At 68.9% G+C, this 18,849-nt stretch carries 16 protein-coding genes; 8 read left to right on the forward strand and 8 right to left on the reverse strand.

Translation table 11 applies throughout. The features are described from left to right. The first annotated feature begins 114 nt into the window (after window positions 1-114). Window positions 115-720 carry a recombination mediator RecR gene (gene recR, locus V6B97_RS07295; RefSeq protein WP_333505837.1) on the forward strand — a complete coding sequence of 202 codons (606 nt, stop codon included), beginning with the start codon at window positions 115-117 and terminating at the stop codon, window positions 718-720. 423 nt (window positions 721-1,143) lie between these two features. Here the strand turns inward: recR and V6B97_RS07300 are convergent, their stop codons facing one another. Beyond that, entirely contained in the window at window positions 1,144-1,893 is a 750-nt protein-coding gene (locus V6B97_RS07300; protein ID WP_333505838.1) for a DVU0298 family protein, read from the reverse strand. 412 nt (window positions 1,894-2,305) lie between these two features. Here V6B97_RS07300 and V6B97_RS07305 point away from each other — a divergent pair, with 412 nt between their 5' ends. Continuing rightward, window positions 2,306-5,872, forward strand: a complete 3,567-nt coding sequence (locus V6B97_RS07305) for an ATP-binding protein (protein ID WP_333505839.1) — start codon at window positions 2,306-2,308, stop codon at window positions 5,870-5,872. 292 nt (window positions 5,873-6,164) lie between these two features. Here V6B97_RS07305 and V6B97_RS07310 read toward each other — a convergent pair whose 3' ends face one another. Both V6B97_RS07310 and V6B97_RS07315 read right to left on the reverse strand, forming a co-directional pair. Next, the gene (locus tag V6B97_RS07310; protein ID WP_333505840.1) at window positions 6,165-7,565 is read right to left on the reverse strand and encodes a 3-deoxy-D-manno-octulosonic acid transferase; all 1,401 of its coding nucleotides are present in this window, start codon (window positions 7,563-7,565) and stop codon (window positions 6,165-6,167) included. A gap of 97 nt (window positions 7,566-7,662) precedes the next feature. Beyond that, window positions 7,663-8,409, reverse strand: coding sequence for a phosphohydrolase (locus V6B97_RS07315; RefSeq protein ID WP_333505841.1), 747 nt, complete (start codon window positions 8,407-8,409; stop codon window positions 7,663-7,665). A gap of 492 nt (window positions 8,410-8,901) precedes the next feature. On the opposite strand from V6B97_RS07315, the gene hypD reads away from it, so the two are divergent. Continuing rightward, on the forward strand, window positions 8,902-9,999 hold the full coding sequence (gene hypD / locus V6B97_RS07320) for a hydrogenase formation protein HypD (RefSeq protein WP_442935472.1): 1,098 nt from the start codon (window positions 8,902-8,904) through the stop codon (window positions 9,997-9,999). 4 nt (window positions 10,000-10,003) lie between these two features. Further along, on the forward strand, window positions 10,004-11,029 hold the full coding sequence (gene hypE, locus V6B97_RS07325; RefSeq protein WP_333505843.1) for a hydrogenase expression/formation protein HypE: 1,026 nt from the start codon (window positions 10,004-10,006) through the stop codon (window positions 11,027-11,029). 134 nt (window positions 11,030-11,163) lie between these two features. Here hypE and V6B97_RS07330 read toward each other — a convergent pair whose 3' ends face one another. The 4 genes from V6B97_RS07330 to V6B97_RS07345 form a co-directional block, all read right to left on the reverse strand. Continuing rightward, entirely contained in the window at window positions 11,164-11,484 is a 321-nt protein-coding gene (locus V6B97_RS07330; RefSeq protein WP_333505844.1) for a helix-turn-helix transcriptional regulator, read from the reverse strand. Continuing rightward, a complete protein-coding gene (locus V6B97_RS07335) occupies window positions 11,474-11,869 on the reverse strand; it encodes a type II toxin-antitoxin system RelE/ParE family toxin (RefSeq protein ID WP_333505845.1) in 396 nt (131 codons plus the stop codon). The genes V6B97_RS07330 and V6B97_RS07335 overlap by 11 nt, the downstream gene beginning before the upstream one ends. Before the next feature lie 82 nt (window positions 11,870-11,951). After that, window positions 11,952-13,301 carry a sugar transferase gene (locus V6B97_RS07340; protein ID WP_333505846.1) on the reverse strand — a complete coding sequence of 450 codons (1,350 nt, stop codon included), beginning with the start codon at window positions 13,299-13,301 and terminating at the stop codon, window positions 11,952-11,954. Window positions 13,302-13,393: 92 nt separating this feature from the next. After that, window positions 13,394-14,515: a glycosyltransferase family 4 protein gene (locus V6B97_RS07345; RefSeq protein ID WP_333505847.1), complete on the reverse strand. Its 1,122-nt coding sequence runs from the start codon at window positions 14,513-14,515 to the stop codon at window positions 13,394-13,396. 572 nt (window positions 14,516-15,087) lie between these two features. Between V6B97_RS07345 and V6B97_RS07350 the strand changes: the two genes are divergently transcribed. Continuing rightward, window positions 15,088-16,113 carry an NAD-dependent epimerase/dehydratase family protein gene (locus V6B97_RS07350; protein ID WP_333505848.1) on the forward strand — a complete coding sequence of 342 codons (1,026 nt, stop codon included), beginning with the start codon at window positions 15,088-15,090 and terminating at the stop codon, window positions 16,111-16,113. A 220-nt stretch (window positions 16,114-16,333) separates the two neighbouring features. Here the strand turns inward: V6B97_RS07350 and V6B97_RS07355 are convergent, their stop codons facing one another. Then, window positions 16,334-16,894 (reverse strand): tetratricopeptide repeat protein, encoded by a 561-nt coding sequence (locus V6B97_RS07355; protein WP_333505849.1) that lies wholly within the window; start codon window positions 16,892-16,894, stop codon window positions 16,334-16,336. Between the two features lie 621 nt (window positions 16,895-17,515). On the opposite strand from V6B97_RS07355, the gene flgB reads away from it, so the two are divergent. The 3 genes from flgB to fliE are packed head-to-tail and all read left to right on the forward strand — an operon-like array spanning window position 17,516 to window position 18,718. Then, on the forward strand, window positions 17,516-17,926 hold the full coding sequence (gene flgB / locus V6B97_RS07360) for a flagellar basal body rod protein FlgB (protein WP_333505850.1): 411 nt from the start codon (window positions 17,516-17,518) through the stop codon (window positions 17,924-17,926). Further along, on the forward strand, window positions 17,926-18,363 hold the full coding sequence (gene flgC / locus V6B97_RS07365) for a flagellar basal body rod protein FlgC (protein WP_333505851.1): 438 nt from the start codon (window positions 17,926-17,928) through the stop codon (window positions 18,361-18,363). Before flgB ends, flgC begins: the two co-directional genes overlap by 1 nt. Before the next feature lie 22 nt (window positions 18,364-18,385). Continuing rightward, complete coding sequence (gene fliE / locus V6B97_RS07370; RefSeq protein ID WP_333505852.1) at window positions 18,386-18,718, forward strand: flagellar hook-basal body complex protein FliE; 333 nt, start codon at window positions 18,386-18,388, stop codon at window positions 18,716-18,718. Window positions 18,719-18,849 lie beyond the last annotated feature (131 nt).

Here is an 18,849-nt window from a genome sequence, read left to right on the forward strand (position 1 = left end):
CCTCGTCTTCCTCGCCGGAGAACGAAAATCCTGTCGCGCGGGGCACCCTGTACGGGGTTCGCGACGTGCCGACGGCAGGAGAAACCGATTTTCGCAATGTAACCCGGAGTGTCCGTGCAGCGACTGCCCGAACCCTTGAAGGCGCTGGTGGAGCAGCTTTCCCGGCTGCCCGGCCTTGGGCCCAAGTCGGCCCTGCGTCTTGCCATGACCCTGCTGAAATGGCCCGCCAGCGAAACCCGCAGGCTGGGCCGGGCCGTGCACGACCTGCGCGACAACCTGCACCTGTGCGGGCGTTGCGGCGCGCTGACCGACGTGGACCCGTGTGGTATCTGCACTGACCCGGCCCGCAGCGGCGAGACCTTGTGTCTGGTGTCGGAGTGGGATTCCCTGCTCACCCTGGAGGAGGGCGGCTTCTACAAGGGCCACTACCTCATCCTGGGCGGCCTGCTGGCCCCGCTGGACAACCTGCATGCCGATTCGCTGGAACTGGACCGGCTGACCAGAAGGCTGGCCGAGGGCGCCGTGCGCGAGGTGGTCATGGCCCTTGGCACCACCGTGGAGGCGGAAAACACCGCCACCTACATCCGCAACATGATCGCCCGGCAGTACCCGCAGGTGCGCGTGACGCGCCTCGCCCAGGGCATTCCCCTGGGGTCCGAGGTCAAGTTCATGGACCGGGAGACGCTCAGACAATCCATGCAGTACCGCCAAGACCTCTAGCGGTACGTTCGGCCGCGTCCTTTCGCCCTCCGGCTGCGTCAGATTTCGCCTTTTGCTCCGGTTACGTACGAGAAGAGTACGCTCCCTTCGCAAAAAGGCTCATCTTCCTTGCCGGAGAACGAAAATCCTGCGGCCGGAACGCACCGCTTCGAGTGCTTTCCGCCTTTTTCCCGGAAAGTTTGGGGATAGGACCCTGGCTTATCAGAAAAGAAACCCCGCCCGCCTTCGCAATGAAGGCGGGCGGGGTCGTTTACATGCGGTGTGAACGTCGCGGTCCTGTTCGGTTCTGTTCGGGGTGGCCGTCAATAAAGGGGGTCCGGGGGAATATGTTCCCCCGGCGGGGTCCGGGGCGGAGCCCCGTTTTTCCGTTTGCGCGCCCCGTTTCCCATCTGGTGCGGCCTTGCCTCGGCGGTAGCCAGCCAGCTACGCCGCCGTGCCGTTGGCGTCGGGCATAGCCCTGTCCGTGGGCGGCAGGCACTGGGCTTCGATGCGCTGGGCGGCGCATTGGGCCAGTTCGCCCACGGTGCACAGCAGCACGCGGCCGCGTTCGAAGTGTTCCACCGGGGCATCGCAGGTGCGCAGTTCACGCAGTGCGGGCAGGGCTTCGGGCGTGGACAGCACGCCAAGGGACCAGGCCGCCGTGCCGCGCGCGGGCAGGTCGCAGTCGGCAAGGCCCGCCAGCAGGGCGGGCACGGCCGTTTCGGCGAAGCCGGGCAGGTGGGGCCGTTCCTGGGCCAGTCGGCCGATGGCCCAGTACACCCCGCGCCGCAGGGGGGCGTGGTCGCAGTAGTTGTCGTCCTTGCCCGTCTCGCGCACGTACGAGACGAGGATGCGGTGGTATTCCCCGGCCAGGCGTTCGTGGCAGGCCAGTATTTCGCCGAACGCCTCGGGGATGCCCCAGCCGATGTTTCCCGACTCCTCGTTCATGTGCCACATCAGGCGGCGCATGATGATGCGGGCGTCCTCCATGTTGGCGTCGGCGATGCGCGCCACCACCCGTCCCAGGGCCACCACGGCGCGCCATTTGGCCTCGCCGCCCAGCAGCAGGCACGACAGCAGCGGTCCCACGGCCCCCTTGCCGGGCAGGGTCACGATGTCGTCCAGGTGTTCTTCCCACTCGGCGGAAGCGAGCAGCGCGCGCAGGTGGGTCTTCAGCGATCTGAAGCGGGGCATGCTCTCCTCCTTTCCCGTATCGTGCCGGGCGACGGCTTCGCCCGAGCGTGCAGCATGCACCATAACAAGGTGAGCGCACGATGCAACCCCGGCCCATTCCGGCCCGCTCCGGCCTGTCCCGGCCCATTCCGGCCGCCATGCCCGTCAGCACTCCGCCATGCGGCGCGCGCCGGGGCATCCCCCACGGCGCGTTGCGGGCCTCGCCTCGTTGCGCGCCCCATGGCGATTGGCTATGTTCGAACCATCGTATCCTTCCGGCCCAGACGCCCCAGAGGCCCCGCATGTCCAGCGTCGCAGACCTTTTTGCCAGCATCGTCGCGCAGCGCGTGCGCGTGGCGGCGTGCGGAGCCGCATTCGCGCAGTCCGGCGCGGCGGCCGTTTTCCTTTCCTTCCCTGTTCCCTTCGCACGGCCATGACCCCCGTGATCCCCACGACCCCCATGACCGGCCGCCTGCGCACCCTCCTTCGCCGTTGGGCGCGTTTTCCGCTGCGGCACCTGCTGCCGCGCAGGGCGCCGCCCGCGCCCGGCCTGCGCCTGCGGCTGGTGGGGTGGTGCCTGCTGGTCTGCCTGCTGCCGCTGGGCATCGTCAGCGCGGTGTTCGTGCAGGTGACCACGGTGCAGACCGACAGCTACCTGCATGCCCAGGGGCGCACCCTGGCCGACGCGGCCTCGCTGCAACTCGTCCGCCTGTCGCGCACGGCCGAGGCCCTGGCGCGGGTGGTGGCCGGGCTGCGCACCGAATACGACGGCGACATGCCGGGCCTGCGCCTGCGTCTGGCCGAACTGCACGGGCTGTGGCCCCGGGCGTGCATCGAGGTGTTCGACATGGGCGCGGAGCCCGTGGTGCGCCTGCTGCCCGTCGGCGGCGCGGGGGACGTCCCCGCCACCGGCGTGACCCCCAACGGCGCCACCATGGACGGGGCGCTGGTGGTGCGCCAGGCGTTGCGGGGGCTGTCGCGGCGCGACGTGTTCCGGTCCGCCGACGGCCTGTCCATCAAGGCGGTGGTGCCTGTCATCGTGCCCCTGGAGCAGTTCGGTTCCCGCATGGGCGGAGAGCATCGGCGTCCGCCGCTGCCCGCGCCCATGGGCCCCGCGGCCTTGCCGGAAGCCTCGCTGGGCAGCGCGCCCCAGCTGAATCAACTGCCCCATTTGCCGCAGTTATCCCCGATGCCCTCGTACGCCCCGTTCGCCTCGGACGTGGAGGAGATCACCGGCCGGGTGGACATGGAAGGGCTGACGGCCCGGCAGCACGGGCGCATCGTGGGGGCTGCGGTGGTGTCGTTTCCCATGAACCGGTCGCTGCTGCGCGGCCTGGGAGACGCGGTGCGCGCCGACGTGGCGGTGTTCGACCTTGGCGGCAAGCGGCCGCGCGGCACGCTGTTCCCCGGCGACGGCACCGCCGACGTGGCGGACTGGCCGGACCGGCCCGATCTGACCCAGGGACTGACGCAGGGGGCGGGGCAGGGCCCGTCGCCTGGAGTGTCGCCAGGCATGCCGCCGGACGGCCGGGCGGTGGGCGGCTCCTCCGGCGGGGGCAGCCTGCTGGGGTGGCCGGGCGAGATGGCCGGGCCGTTCGGCCGGGCGCAGGGTTTCGGCCAGGGGCCGGACCTGCCCTTCCTGCAACGTTACGAGCAGGTGGCGGGCAGGCCCTATCTGGTCAGCTACCAGCCCCTGCCGGGGGGCAGCGGCATGCCCGTGGGCGCGCTGGCCGTGTTCGTGGACGTGGAGCCGCAACGCTCGCGCCTGCGCACCGCCGTGGAATACACCCTGCTGGCCGCGGCGGTGGCCCTGGGGCTGTCCATCTGCACGGGGTTCTTCATCGCCGACCGGGTGGTGCGCCCCCTGCACGAACTGCTGCACGCCATCCGGCGCATTTCCCTCGGCAACTACAGCGAACGGCTGCCCCCGGCGGGCATGGCCGAGATCGGCCAGCTGGCCCAGGCCGTGAATCACATGGCCTCCACGCTGGAGGAAAACCGCACCAGCCTGCTGGGCGCGTTGCAGGAAAAGGTGGAGTCGGGCGAACGGCTGGCCCGCGCCAACCGCGAACTGGAACTGTTGAACTGGGAACTTACCCGCGCCCAGGCCAACTACCGGCGCATCTTCGAGGAATCGGCGCAGGGCATCTACCAGTCCACGCCGCAGGGCCGCTTCTTGCGGGTGAACCCGGCCATGGCGCGCACGTTCGGCTATTCGTCGCCGTACGAGATGGTGTCGTCGGTGACGGACATCGGCGAGCAGTTCTACGTGCGCCCCGGCGAGCGCGAGGAACTGCTGCGCCGCCTGCGCCAGGAGGGGCGGGTGTCGATGGAGACCTGCCTGCGCCGACGCGACGCCAGCGTGGTGCACGTGGCCCTGACCGCCCGCGCGGTGACCGGCGAGACCGGCGAACAACTGTACATCGAAGGCGCGGTGCACGACATCACCGAGCGCGTGGAACGCCACCGCGCCGAGCGCGAGCGCGAGGCCGCCGAGGCGGCCAGCCGCGCCAAGACGCAACTGCTGGCCCGCATGAGCCACGAGGTGCGCACCCCGCTCAACGCCCTGCTGGGCATGGCCGATGTGCTGGACCGCACCCCCCTGGCCCCGGAGCAGCGCGGCTACCTGGACGTGCTGCGCAGTTCCGGGCATTCGCTGCTGGCGCTGCTGAACGACGTGCTGGACTTTTCGCGCCTGGAGGCGGGGCGGGTGGTGCCGGAGCGGGTGCGCTTCCGCCTGGGCGAACTCATGGAACAGGTCTGCCGCCAGATGGAGCCCGCCGCCGGTGCGGGCGGGCGGGGCCTGCGCCTGGACTGGGCCGTGCTGCCCGGCGTGCCCGGCGCGCTGGTGGGCGATCCGCTGCGGTTGCGCCAGATTCTGGGCAACCTGGTCTCCAACGCGGTGAAGTTCACCCCCGCCGGGCGGGTGATGGTGCTGGCCCAGCCCGCCGACGGCAACGTGCCGGGCCGTGACGGCGATGCGCCGTCCATGTCCGCCCGTGGCGCTCTCGCGGCCAGTTCACCCAGCCCGGCCAGTCTGATCAGCCCGGCCAGCCCGGCCAGCCGGCGTGATCCGGGTGATCCGTCCGGCCGGGCCGGGGCGGATGCGCCGCGCGCCCCCGCGCAGGCCGAGGATGCCTGCCGCCTGCCTCAGGGCCGACGGGTGGAGGTGCTCTTCTCCGTGGCGGACACGGGCATCGGCATCCCGCCGGAGCATCAGGAAGTGGTCTTCGAGAGCTTCATGCAGGCGGATTCGTCCATCACCCGGCAGTACGGCGGCACGGGGCTGGGGCTGTCCATCTGCCGGGCGCTGGTGGACATGCTGGGCGGCGCCATCTGGCTGGAAAGCGTCCCCGGCCGGGGCACCACCGTGTATTTCACCCTGCCCATGCAGCCCGCCCCGGATGACGCCTGCACGGCGGACCCCGCCGTGGCGCAGACCGCCGGGCCGGACGCCATGGGCGGCAACGCGGTCACCGGACCGGAAGCCGTCCCGCCACCGGCCGGGCCGCAGACCGGCGACGACGGTTCCGGGCCGCAGCGGCCCCTGTCCATCCTGCTGGTGGAGGACAGCCCCAGCAACCGGCTGCTCTTTTCGCTGTACCTGCGCGGGCGGCCGTGCGCCATCACCGAGGCCCACAACGGCGAGGAGGGCGTGGCCGCCTACGCCGCCGGGCGGTTCGATCTGGTGTTCATGGACATCGAGATGCCGGTGATGGACGGCTACCGGGCCACGCGGGCCATCCGCGACCTGGAGCGCGAGCGGGGCCTGCCGCCCACGCCGGTCGTCGCCCTGACGGCGCACGTGGTGGGCGAGTTCCGCGACGACTGCGCGGCGGCGGGGTGCTCCGGCTTTCTGGCCAAGCCCTTCTCGCGCGGGGAACTCTTGCGCTGCATGGACCGGCATTGCGGAAACGGCGGCGAGGACGCGGAGAATGCCTGCGGGGGCGGCGAAGGCATGGCCGACGGGGACGGCGCGCACGCTGGCCGGACCACGTAGGGGGGGGCGAAGCCTGTCCGCTCCGTATCCGGAGGCAACCTCTAGGAGGGGCTGTTTCCAAATTAGGACTTTCGTTCGTTGGCAAGGAAAACGAGCCTGCCATGAGGGAGTGCCTCAGCCGTTGGCGAGCTTGCGAGCCTTACGGATGAGGACCGCAGCGCGTACTCTTACCGTATTCGACCGAGCCTTAGCCGTTGGTGAGCGAAGCGAACCTTACGGATAAGGACAGCAGAGCCATGGCAGACGAAGTTTGACGCAGCCAACGGGCGAAAGGACAATTTAGAAACAGCCTCTAGCGCAGCCCGGCCACGGACAATACGAGTTCCGCCGCCATGCGCCCGCCGCCCCGGCGGGGGGCCATCCATTCCTCGAAGCGGTGGCGCACCACCTGGCGTTGCAGGGGACTGCGGAGTTGGCGCAGCAGGGCTTCGGCCAGGGCGTCGCCGTCGGCCACCTCTGCCAGCAGCCCGGCTTCGGCCAGTCCGTCGCCTACCCACGCGAAATTTTCGCGCGACGGCCCCACGCAGGGCGCCACCCCGTGCGTCAGCGGTTCCAGAAAGTTCTGGCCGCCCAGCCGGGCCAGCGATCCGCCCACGAACACGGCCGTGGCGCTGGCGTACAGCGCGGCCAGTTCGCCGAACACGTCCCAGACCAGCACCGTGCCGCCTGCGGTGGACGCGCCGCCGGGAGGGGCCGTGCGCCGCGAGCGCAGTTCCCACGGCAGTCCGGCCTGTTCCAGCGCGTTGACCCACGCGGGCACGCGATGCATGTGGCGGGGGGCCACGGCGATGTCCGCGTCGGGCCGTTCTTGCAGTATCCGTTGGATGACCGGCAGCAGGACGGCTTCCTCTTCCTCGCGCACCGAGCCCAGCACCACCAGCGGAGCGGATTCCCGCAGCACCGTGCCTGTCAGGCCCAGGGATGGAGGGGACGACGGGGGGGACGACGGCGAACCGGGCGCGCCGGGTTCGGGCAGGGCCCGGTCGAACTTGATGTTGGGCATGACCGAGGTGCGCCGGTGCCCGAACAGCAGGCCGAAGCGCTGGGCGTCGTCGGGCGAGATGGCGGCGATGCGCGCCGGGGCCAGCCCGTGCCAGAAGTCCGGGGTGAGCAGGTACCCGGCCAGGGTGCGCGGGGTCATGCGGCCGTTGACCACGGCCACGGGGATGGACCGCGCCGCGCACGCGGAAAGCAGGCCGGGCCACAGTTCGGTTTCCAGCAGGGCCACGGCTCGGGGGCGGGCCTGGTCCAGCGCGCGGCGCATCAGGTCCGGCTCGTCGAAGGGAAAGTAGCGCACCTGCACTCGCAGGCCGGGCCGGTGTCCGGCGGCCCAGTCACGGGCCTTTTCCAGCACTTCCACCCCCTGCCGGGTGCACGAGGTGAGCAGCACGGACAGCCTGCCGTCGGTGGACAAAGGCGGGCAGGAGCCGGGACAGCGGCCGGGTGCGCCGTCGCCCCCGGCGGTTGCGGACATGTCGCCGTCCAGATGGCGCAGCAGTTCCCACGCCAGATACGCCTCGCCGCCGGAGGCCGCCTGCACCCACAGGTGGGCCGCCTCGGCCCAGCCGTCGGGCGCCAGGCGCTGGTCGTAGCCTTCGGCCAGGCGGGCGTTGCGGCGCAGCAGGGGGCGGGCCAGACGCCACACGCCGCCGTAGACGGCCAGCAGCGCCGCGTGCAGGTGGTCGGATTTCATGCGGAACCCTTCTTGCGGGGCGGAAGGAAAGAGGTGTTCGGGAATGGCGCGGCCCGCCGGGCGGTCCGCCGGTCGGTCCGGCGGACGCGGCAGGGCATCAGCCCGTGTAGGCCGCCAGTTGGCCGTCGCGCAGCCCGGTGTCGTGCAGGGGCACGCCCAGCCGTGCGGACAGGGCGCGTTCGATGTCCACGGCCTGCTCGTGCGATTCGCGGATGCGTTCCCGGATGCGCTCGGTGCGGCCGTACCGCTCGATGAGGTCGTCGAAGCGTTCTTCCAGCTTCACCAGCCGGTCGTGCTTCACGCGCTTGTCGGCGTAGATGATGATCAGCGGCATGAGCCATTGGGGCACGGCCACGTCCACCCGCCACGGCCAGTGCACGTGGTGCATCACCCCCTGGGCGATGCGCGGGTTGCCCGTCTCGTGCAGGGTCCACGCGCCGCCGAGTTGGGCGTGGTTGCCCCCGAAGCGGATGGTGTAGTCCTTGGCGATGTCGTGCAGCAGGGCGGTGGCCAGCACCGAGGGCAGGTGCAGGCCCGCTCCGCCCGCTTCATTGGCTACGGCCGCGCGGGCCAGGGCCATGGCCATGTCGGCCACCATGCTGCTGTGCGCGCGGATGTGCTCGGGCATGGCGTAACGGTCCCACAGGGCGTGGCAGGCGGCCGCGTCGGGCACGGGCCAGGCGACCCTGGGATCCGCGGGGTCCGCAGGGTCCTTGGGGTCCTTGGGGTCCGGGGCCGCGAAGCTGAGGGGCGGCAGGTCGTCCGGCGTCATGCAGCGGATGGCCGCCGCCTCGCGCGGGTTTTCCGCATCGCCGGTGAAGGGCATACCCTCGGTGGCGGTCATGCGATCTCCTCTGGTGACGCGCGGGCCGGGCGGACCGCAGGATGCCGGTCCCGTGCGATGCGCCGCGCGTTCGCCACATCCGTGAACATAACCACTGGCCGGGCAAAAGGCAAAGCGCGGGCCGGCAGGCGGCGGGCAGGCGGCGGGCAGGCGGTGGGCAGGCGGCGGCGCTCCCCGGTTCCCCAGCGCCGTTGTCCCCCGGTCCCCCGGTTCTGCAGTCCCGCAGGCCCCCGATCCCGCAGTCCCGTCACGTTGACAGCAGCCCTTGGCCCGGCGTAGCACCATCGGGACACGGTGCGGAGGGCATGGGGTTGCCCGCGCGAAACCGTGCGGGCGGCGGGCCATGCCCCAGGGGCGGTTCCGCCGTCGCGTCGCGCCTGCCCGGCCCATGGCCCGGCGGCGCATCATCGTCCGGCGGGCGGTCCGCATGGCCCGGCCCACAGCGGCCCACTCCGGTTCACCGCCGACGCACCGACAGGCAGGAAGACCAACGTGAGCGTGAATTTCTCCACGGCCTTCAAGGATCCGGACCTTTCCCGCAGCCTCGTCGAGCGGCTGCACCGCGAGCTGGACCGCCCCCTGCGCTTCATGGAAGTGTGCGGCACCCATACCGTGGCCATCTTCCAGAGCGGCATGCGCCCGCTGTTGCCCGCCGGGGTCAAGCACCTTTCCGGCCCCGGCTGCCCGGTGTGCGTGACCCACGAAAGCGAGGTGGCCGCCTACCTGCAACTGGCCGAAAAGCCCGGCGTGATCATCGCCACCTTCGGCGACCTGATGCGCGTGCCCGGCCCCGGCGGGGACAACCTGAAGCTGGCCCAGGCCAAGGGCGCGCGGGTGGAGATCGTCTATTCCGCCCACGACGCGCTGAAGCTGGCCGCCGACAACCCCGGCGACACCGTGGTCTTTCTCGGCATCGGCTTCGAGACCACCGCACCCACCGTGGCCGCCACGGTGCTCATGGCCCGGCAGCAGGGCCTGACCAACTTCTGCGTGCTCTCGTTCCACAAGTTGGTGCCGCCCGCGCTGCGCGCCCTGCTGGCCGACCCGGACTGCGCCGTGGACGCCTTCCTGCTGCCCGGCCACGTGTCCACCATTCTCGGCGTGGAGCCCTACCGCTTCGTGGCCGAGGAATTCAGGACGCCCGGCGTCATCGCCGGGTTCGACCCCGTGGACATCCTGCAAGCCCTGCTGATCATGGTCGAGCAGCGCAAGACGGGCGAATTCGCCATCGTCAATTCCTACCGCCGGGCCGTGGACGACGCGGGCAACCCCCGCGCACGGGAAATCCTGGATATGGTCTTCCAGCCTGCCGACGCCCTGTGGCGCGGCATCGGGTGCATTCCCGGCAGCGGGCTGGTGTTTCGGCCCGAATTCGAGCGATTCGACGCCATGGCCCGTCTGGGCCTGACCCTGCCCGAGGCCCGGCCCATTCCCGGCTGCAAGTGCGGCGATGTGCTCAAGGGCAAGATGCAGCCCAGCGACTGTCCGCTCTTCGCCAAGGCCTGCACGCCCGCGAAACCTGTGGGGCCGTGCATGGTCTCCACCGAGGGCAGTTGCGCCGCCTACTTCAAGTACCACGTGGAGGCATGACCGCATGGCCGGGGATACGCTTCTTCTCGACTACGGCAGCGGCGGCAAGGCCGCGCACCGGCTCATTGGCGAACTGTTCCTGAAACACTTCGACAACCCCGTGCTGCGCACGCTGGATGACGCCGCCCGGCTGGAACTGACCGGCCCGCTGGCCATGAGCACCGACAGCTACGTGGTGGACCCGCTGTTCTTTCCCGGCGGCGACATCGGCACGCTGGCCGTGCACGGCACCGTCAACGACGTGGCCATGCTGGGCGCGCGGCCCCGCTACCTGAGCTGCGGGTTCATCCTGGAGGAAGGGCTGGACATGGAGGTGCTGGAACGCATCGTGGCCTCCATGGGCAACGCCGCGCGCGAGGCGGGCGTGCACATCGTCACCGGCGACACCAAGGTGGTGCCGCGCGGCATGGCCGACAAGGTGTTCATCAACACCACCGGCATCGGCGAGATCATCGCCGACCCCTCGCCCAGCGGGCATTCCGCCAGGCCGGGCGACGCGGTCATCGTCAGCGGCACCATGGGCGACCACGGGCTGACCATCCTGTCGCACCGGGAAGGGCTGAACTTCTCGGCCGACGTGCGCAGCGATTCCGCCGCGCTCAACGGGCTGACCGAACGGCTGCTGCTGGAGGTGGGCGACATCCACGTGCTGCGCGACCCCACGCGCGGCGGCCTGGCCACCACCCTCAACGAGATCGCCGGGCAGTCGGGCGTCGTGGTGCGCATCGCCGAACGGGACATTCCCGTGCGCGACGCCGTGCGCGAAGGCTGCTCGTTCCTTGGGCTGGACCCGCTGTACCTCGCCAACGAGGGCAAGCTGATCTGCATCCTGCCGCAGGAAAAGGCCGACGCCGCCCTGGCCGTGCTGCGCCAAAGCCCCCTTGGCGCCGACGCCGCCCGCATCGGCACCGTGCTGGCCGCCGATGGCGCGGGGCCGGGCCGGGCCGGGCAGGTCATCCTGGAAACGCCCATGGGCGGCCACCGCCTGCTCTCCATGCTGGAAGGCGAGCAGTTGCCGAGGATTTGCTGACGGCGCGAGAGAAGAGGGGAGAAGAGAAGATTTGGAGATACGAGAGAGGGGGGCTTTGAAAAGCCCCCCTCTCTCGCGCTCTCACCCCGCAAACTTTCTGGTTGGGGGAATATTGCGCAGGTGGCGGTGTTGCGTCACACCCGGCAGCCGTCCGAGAACGGCGTCAGTTCCACTTCCTTCTTGCCCGGCAGTTGCGCGGTGACGCGCAACGTGCCGCCAAGGGCGCGTACGATCTGGCACAGAGTGCTGATCTGCATGTCGCCGCTACGTTCCTGCTTCGAGACGGTGGCCTGTGAAACATCCAGTGCGGCGGCAAGTTCCTTTTGCGAAACGCCGAGTTCCCGGCGCAGTTCACGCAGGCTCATCTCCATGCGCAGTTCGTCAGTGCGCTTGCGGATGGCTTCCCGGCGGGCTTCGGGCAGTGCCGCGATAACGTCGCTGAGCTTACGGGCCATGATTGCCCTCCTGTGGTTTCAGCGTGGCAAGATGCTTGTCGTACCGGGCATCGGCAACGGGGATCAGGCGGTCGTAGAAACGGGCATCGCCAGCCTTGCTGCCGCCGACCAGCACCACGGCGTTGCGCAGTGGGTCGAAGGCGAACAGGAATCGGTACGGTTGTCGACCAAGGCTGAAACGCAATTCTTTCATGTTCGGATGCCGGGAGCCCTTCAGGGTGTCCACGTGGGGTCTGCCCAGCGAGGGGCCGGTTTCCTCCAGCAGCGAAAGACGCGCCAACAATTCATCTTGCAGCGAAACGTCGAACTCAGCGAACTCTGCGTCAAATTCATCGCAAAAGCTGGCGTCCCATTTCATGTATTGAAAATATAGATTGAAATGCATGTCGTCAAGCGGGCCGAACAACTAAAAGAGGCCGACCGCTCCCGAGCGGTCGGCCTTTGGCGTACCGGCGGGGAAATGGCCCCTACCGCGCCCCCTTGGGGAACAAGATGACCCCCACGGTCTTGAGCACGATCTTCAGGTCCAGCAGGGGCGACATGTTCTTGATGTAGTACAGGTCGTACTCCAGCTTGTAGCGGGCGTCCTCGATGGACGCGCCGTACGGGTAGCACACCTGCGCCCAGCCGGTGACGCCCGGCTTCACGGTGTGGCGCACGTAGAAGTACGGGATGACCTTTTCCAGTTCGCGCACGAATTCCATGCGCTCCGGGCGCGGGCCGATCAGCGACATGTCGCCGCGCAGCACGTTCCACAACTGGGGCAGTTCGTCGATGCGCACCTTGCGGATGAACTTGCCCACCTTGGTCACGCGGGTGTCGCCCTTCTGCGCCCACACCGCGCCGTTCTTTTCCGCGTCCACGGTCATGGAGCGGAACTTCAGCACCGTGAATTCCTTTTCGTGCAGGCCCACGCGCTTCTGCCGGTAGATCACCGGCCCCGGCGATTCCAGCCGGATGACCACGGCCGCGACGAGCATCACCGGCAGGGTCAGGATGAGCAGCACCAGCGAGGTCAGCACGTCGAATACCCGCTTCAGGCGCTGCATGGACCCCTGCGTGTTCAGGTTGAAGCCGTCCTCCATCAGCAGCCATTCGTCGCGGATGAGGCTGACGGGAATGCGCCCGGCCACGTGTTCGTACAGGGTGCGGATGTCCACCACCATCAGGCCGCCCAGCTTGGCGCGCAACAGTTCGCGGGCGATGTCCTCGTCCAGCGGGGCGTCGGGCAGCATGATCAGCATGGTGGCGTTATGGGCGCGCGCAATCCCCAGCGGGTCGTACGAGGGGCCAAGGCACGGCCCGGCGTCGGCGTCCATGCCGCCTTCGCCCACGTAGCCCAGGATTTCGGCATGGGGCATGCTCTGTTCCAGCAGGCTGCGCACCTTGCCCGCGCGGTCCACGCCCACCAGCACCACGCGGTGCCGGGTCGTGAAGCGCCTGCCGATGCGGTGCCACACCACGCGCCAGGCAAGGCACAGGGCCACCACCAGCACCAGCAGCAGCACGAAGGTGGCCCGGTCGAAGCGCCAGCTTTCGAACGAATAGAAGGTGAAGCCGGTGGCGATGACCCCCAGCACCGAGGCCACGCCCACGCGGGCCACGGAATCGCGGAAGTCTTCCTCGCCCACCGAGTAGCAGTCCAGCACGTAGAACGAGAGCAGGAAGAAGAAGGTGGTGAAGAACGAGGCGCCCGTGTAGTCCACGAGCACGCTGTATTCGTCCGGCAGCATGGTTTCGCCGACCACGTACAGCGCGATGAGGATGCACAGGGCATCCAGCAGGCGGAACAGGCCGTTACGGATATTGTCGTTCACGCATTCCTCCCGGAATGGTTGGGAAATCTTTGGTGGCGGGGGGCTGCGGCGTCCCGGCGCTCTGCGATGCGGTGGCGGATGCCGGGCCGGTCCTAGACTAGGCGCATCACCCGCAGGATATGCTCGCTCACCTTGTCGGCGTCGAATTCGGTTTCGGCCAGCCGCCGCCCGGCCTGCCCCATGCGCGAGATCAGGTTGCGGTCGGCGATGAACCGTTCCATGGCGGCGGCCAGGGCTTCGGGGTCGCGCAGGGGCACGCGGAAGCCGTTCACCCCGTCCTCCACCACCTCGCGGCAGCCGGGGGCGTCGGTGACCACGGCGGCGCGGCCCATGCTCATGCCTTCCATCACCGAGCAGGGGGTGCCTTCGCGCCACGAGGGCAGCACCACCACGCTGGCGGCGGCCACGAACGGGCGCACGTCGCGGGTCTCGCCAAGATATTCGATGATTCCTTCGCGCGTCCAGCCTTCCACCTCGGAAAGGGGCACGCTGCCCGGCCCGGTTTCCGGTGGCCCCAGCACGCGGAAGCTGGCGTCGGGGTGCCTGGCCTTCAGCAGCCGCGCGGCCCCGGCGTATTCGCGCAGGCCCTTGGCCTCCAGCAGGCGGCCCACCAGCAGGAAGGACGGCGGGTCCAGCACCGGCTCCGCCTGGGCGAAGTGATCCAGCGCGACGCCGGTGCCCCGGCACATGGCCACGGACGTCCCGTGCGGGATGATGTGGTTGTCCTCGAACACCCGGCGGTCCTCCATGTTCTGGAAGAACACCGTGCGCACGCAGGAAAGGGCCATGCGGTAGAGCAGGGCGGCCACCCTGGTCAGCACGCGCTTGACCGGGGTGTCCGCCTCGAACATGTAGCCGAGCCCGGTGATCATGGCGTAGCGGGCGGGCACGCGCGCCAGCGCCGCCGCCATGGCCCCGTAGATGACCGGCTTGATGGTGAAGCAGAAGGCCACGTCGGGCCGCGCCTCGCGGAAGATGCGGTACAGCGCGGTGAAGGTGGCGGCGTCGCGCACGGGGTTCAGCCCCTTGCGGTCCAGGGGGTAGCCCGCTACGCGGGCGCCCATGGCCTCCAGCGCGGCGCGGCCTTCGGTGTCGGTGTCGGCGTCGGGCACGATGCACAGCACCTCGTGCCCCAGCGAACGGAGCCTGCGGATGAGCACGCTCCAGAAATTGACCATGGCCCGGGCCTGATTGCCCAGAATGGCGACCTTCATCTGATGCCTCGCTGGCTGCGCGCCCCGCCGTGCCGGTTCGTGCCGGTTCGTGTCGGTCATGCCGGTCGTGCCGGACGCTGGTCCCGGCAGGACGCCGGGGAGTGTTGCCCCGCCCCTGGCGCACGCGGCGCGGGGGGCGGAAGAACGCGCACCTTGTAACAGGTGGGCCGCACGCTGAAAAGGGGGCCGGGCGGCGGGCGGCCGACGTGCGTTTCCGGCCGGATGGGGGCCGGATTGGGGCCGTCTGGGGCCAGACGGGGGCCGGAGTGCCGGGTTCGCGGCGCGTCCCCTTGCCGCCTCTTTACAGGGTGTGGCGTTGGGAGTAGAAGCGCGCACGTTGCGGTGGTGCGCGGCGAACCCGTCCTTCAGCCGACGGGCCTTCGGCGGTAGCCGACTGGTCCTTGGCGGCAGCCGACCGGTCTCCGGCGGCAGGCCGAAAGCCCCCCCGCCGCACGGCCGCCGCGCCATGACGCAACGCCGTCCGGGTCCGCCGTCCTTTGACGCGGCCTCCCGGCGCACGTACAATAGGCATTCCATCCGAAACCGCCACTCCTTTGCGAGGATACGCCATCATGACCCGTTATACCGCCCTGTTGCAGGAACTGGAAGCCGCTCCCCGCACCTGGCTCGTCACCGGGGTTGCCGGCTTCATCGGCTCCAACCTGCTGGAAACGCTGCTGCTGCACGGGCAGCGGGTGGTGGGGCTGGACAACTTCGCCACCGGCTACCAGCGCAACCTGGACATGGTGCGCGAGATCGTGGGCGCGGACCTGTGGCGCAACTTCCGCTTCAAGGAAGGCGACATCCGCAACCTCGACCACTGCCGCGAAGTGTGCGAGGGCGTGGACCACGTGCTGCACCAGGCCGCCCTGGGCTCCGTGCCGCGCTCCATCGAAGACCCCATTCTGGCCAACGAGAGCAACATTTCGGGCTTCGTGAACATGATGGTGGCCGCCCGCGACGCCAGGGCGAAGACCTTCGTCTACGCCGCGTCCAGTTCCACCTACGGCGACGAGCCCACCCTGCCCAAGGTCGAGGACAAGATCGGCAAGCCGCTGTCGCCCTACGCGGTGACCAAGTACGTCAACGAACTGTACGCCGACGTGTTCGCCACCTGCTACGGCATGAAGGCCATCGGCCTGCGCTACTTCAACGTGTTCGGCAAGCGGCAGGACCCCTTCGGCGCGTACGCCGCGGTCATCCCGCAGTGGTTCGCCTCGCTGCTGCGCGGCGAGACCGTGTTCATCAACGGCGACGGCGAGACCAGCCGCGACTTCTGCTACATCGACAACTGCGTGCAGGCCAACCTGCTGGCCGCCACGGCCGCCGACGAGGCCGCCATGAACACGGTGTACAACGTGGCCTTCGGCGAGCGCACCGACCTGAACCAGCTGTTCGACCTGATCCGCGAGGAAGTGAGCCGCCACAAGCCGGAAGCCGCCGACGCCAAGCCCGTGCACCGCGAATTCCGCTTCGGAGACGTGCGCCACTCGCTGGCCGACATCAGCCGCGCCCGCACCCTGCTGGGCTTCGAGCCGGTGTACAACGTGCGCCAGGGCCTGCGCCTGTCCGGCGACTGGTACGCCGCCAACCTGTAGGCCGCGTCGCGCGCGCCGGAAAAACGGGACGGGCGCATGGCACTCCCCGGGGAGTGCCATGCGCCCGTACTGCGTTTCCGCTCCGTTTCGCCGCCCGAGCGTTGGGCAGAATGACGGCGAAAGGTGATTTTCCGGCCCCTAGCGCCAGCGTCGGGGCCGGAAAATCGTATGGGGAGGGGAGTATCTTGCCGTGGCGGCCGCCTGGCGGCGGCAGGCGCGGCTACCCGATCAGGGCGTACATCTCGCGGGCGTCGGCGTGGTCGGGCGTGCGGTCGAGAATGGTCTCGAGCTCGGCCCGCGCCTCGTCCTTGCGGCCGAGGGAGATCAGGCACCCGGCCAGCGAGAAGCGCACGTTGTCCTTTTCGGGGGAAAGTTCCAGGAAGGCCCGCAGGTGGGCCACCACTTCGTCGATGCGGCCAAGGTGGTAGCCGAGGCGCAGCAGGCCGTTCATGGCCACCAGGTTGCCGGGGTTCATGCCCAGCGCGGCCACGAAGTGCTCGAAGGCCTCGGCGTGCGCGCCGGTTTCCATTTCCACCAGGCCCATGCCCGCCAGCGACTTGTCGTTGGCCTCGATGCCGGCGGCCTTGCGGTACAGCACCAGGGCCGCCTCGAGGTTGCCGCGCTGCACGGCGATGGTGGCGAGCCCGAGGTACGGGTCCGGATGCACGCCGTTGCTTCCGGCGGCCTTGCGGTAGTATTCCTCGGCCTTTTCCAGGTCACCCATGAAAAGGTAGCACTCGCCCAGTTCCTTGTTGATTTCGTAGTCGAGATGGTTGCTCATGTTCTCCCCTCCATGCCGTAAGGCATTTCGCTTCTGGGTCGCCCCGCGCTGCGCGGGGCGGGCGCCTTGCTGGCGGCGCCGGAGCGGTTCGCCCGTCGGTTTCGCGAACGCTCCCGGGAAAGCTGTGCCCATGTCCTCCGCCAAGCACGATGCGTGCCATTGCTGGCTGCGGAGTTTTCGTGGGCGCCACGGGCATAGCAAACCGCATGCCACGCCATTTTGACAGAACAGGGTGGCATGCGCAACATGTGGACATATAAGATGTATTTGTAATCGTTAAGCCGGGTGATGGTCCAGCCCTGCCCGTCCTGTCCGCCGGGCGCGGGGGCACAAAGCGCCGGTTTGCCGTCCCCCCTGCCCGGCGCGGGGGGCAAATCCTGCCGCCATGGCCTTCACGATGACGACGCCGCCCAGCCATCCGCGAGATGGCCGGGCGGCGTCGTCATTCCGGCGGGCCAGGGCCGGAAAAAACCGCATTTTTTCATGCAACAGTGCTGAATGAAAAAAGTTTCATGCACTGGAACGCCTCTTGCTCAAGCGGGGGTGCATCCACGGGCCGCACCGGCGGCCACCACCCCCCGCGCGGCGCACGCCCCGGGGGCGAACGGGGAGGAATCCCGCATGAAAAGCCTGTACGAAACGCATGTGAACCTTGTCGGCAAGGTCATGGACATGCAGCTCCAGCGTCAGAATGTCGTCATGAGCAACATCGCCAACGTCCGGACGCCCGGCTACAAGCCGCGCGAGCTGGAGTTCGAGAAGCAGTTGCAGGCGGCGCTGGGGCTGGACGCCAAGGGGCGGATGACCCGCACCGAGGAAAACCACATGCCCTCCGAGTTCAGTCCCGACGGGTTCAGCGCCGACTGGGAAAAGGCGGCCAAGCCGCGCGTCATCCACGGCGAAGACCGCGTGAACCTGGACAAGGAAATGGCCAAGATGGCCAAGAACTCGCTGCACTACACCGCCCTCTCCACCGTCATTCGCGGCAACTTCGAGGGCGTCAAGAACATCATACAGGAAGGGCAGAAGTAATGGACTTCATGACCGCCATCGACATCGGCGCTTCCGCGCTCAATGCGGAACGCACCAACATGAACATCATTTCGATGAACCTCGCCAACGTGAAGACCACCCGCACCGAGCAGGGCGGTCCCTACCGGCGCAAGACCACCGTCATGGCGGCGCAGGACATCGACGACCCCTTCGCCAAGCACATGCAGGGCGCCCTGGACCGCGAACTGAAGGGCGTGCGGGTGATGCACGTGGCCACCGACTCGCGCCCCCTGAAGCGCGTGTACGAACCCGGCCACCCCGACGCGGACCAGGACGGCTTCGTCGCCTACCCGGACATCAACGTGGTGGAGGAAATGGCCAGCCTGATGACCGCCCAGCGCGGCTACGAGGCCAACGTGACCACCATCGACACCGTGAAGGCCATGTACACCAAGGCCCTCGAGATCAGCCGATAGCCGGCGGCAGGGAGACACGGCCATGAGCATCCAGGCAGTAGGGCTGAAGGCGTACTCCAACGCCCTCGGCAACTTCATGAAGGCCGAACAGGCCACCCGCGCCACCGCCGCGCCCACGGCCTCGGGCGTCCAGGCCAAGTCGTTCACCAACACGCTTTCCGAGTCGCTGACCAAGGTCAACGACATGCAGACCGAAAAGTCGCAGATGATCCAGGCGTTCGCGTCCGGCGAAACCCAGAACGTGCACGAACTGATGATCACCCTGCAGAAGGCCGGTCTTGCCGTGAACATGACCTCCGCCGTGCGGAACAAGGTCATGGAGGCGTACAAGGAACTTAGTCGCATCCAATTCTAGTGATCTGCCGGCCTTCCGCCCTCCGGCGTCGTCAGGCATCGCCTTTTACTCCGGTCACGTACGATAAGAGTACGCTCCCTTCGTAAAAGGCTCGCCTTCCTCGCCGGAGAACGGAAATCCGACAGATCGGG

The sequence above is a fragment of the Nitratidesulfovibrio sp. 1201_IL3209 genome (assembly GCF_036763125.1).
Classification (GTDB): Bacteria; Desulfobacterota; Desulfovibrionia; order Desulfovibrionales; family Desulfovibrionaceae; genus Cupidesulfovibrio.

Coding starts and splice junctions, on each gene's coding strand:
- V6B97_RS07315 (WP_333505841.1), bottom strand. CDS start 8,409: ATGACCGCCACCGAGGGTATGCCCTTCACCGGCGATGCGGAAAACCCG.
- V6B97_RS07335 (WP_333505845.1), bottom strand. CDS start 11,869: ATGCATTTCAATCTATATTTTCAATACATGAAATGGGACGCCAGCTTT.
- fliE (WP_333505852.1), top strand. CDS start 18,386: ATGAGCATCCAGGCAGTAGGGCTGAAGGCGTACTCCAACGCCCTCGGC.
- V6B97_RS07355 (WP_333505849.1), bottom strand. CDS start 16,894: ATGAGCAACCATCTCGACTACGAAATCAACAAGGAACTGGGCGAGTGC.
- V6B97_RS07310 (WP_333505840.1), bottom strand. CDS start 7,565: ATGAAATCCGACCACCTGCACGCGGCGCTGCTGGCCGTCTACGGCGGC.
- flgC (WP_333505851.1), top strand. CDS start 17,926: ATGGACTTCATGACCGCCATCGACATCGGCGCTTCCGCGCTCAATGCG.
- V6B97_RS07330 (WP_333505844.1), bottom strand. CDS start 11,484: ATGGCCCGTAAGCTCAGCGACGTTATCGCGGCACTGCCCGAAGCCCGC.
- V6B97_RS07305 (WP_333505839.1), top strand. CDS start 2,306: ATGACCCCCGTGATCCCCACGACCCCCATGACCGGCCGCCTGCGCACC.
- hypE (WP_333505843.1), top strand. CDS start 10,004: ATGGCCGGGGATACGCTTCTTCTCGACTACGGCAGCGGCGGCAAGGCC.
- V6B97_RS07300 (WP_333505838.1), bottom strand. CDS start 1,893: ATGCCCCGCTTCAGATCGCTGAAGACCCACCTGCGCGCGCTGCTCGCT.
- V6B97_RS07350 (WP_333505848.1), top strand. CDS start 15,088: ATGACCCGTTATACCGCCCTGTTGCAGGAACTGGAAGCCGCTCCCCGC.
- V6B97_RS07345 (WP_333505847.1), bottom strand. CDS start 14,515: ATGAAGGTCGCCATTCTGGGCAATCAGGCCCGGGCCATGGTCAATTTC.
- flgB (WP_333505850.1), top strand. CDS start 17,516: ATGAAAAGCCTGTACGAAACGCATGTGAACCTTGTCGGCAAGGTCATG.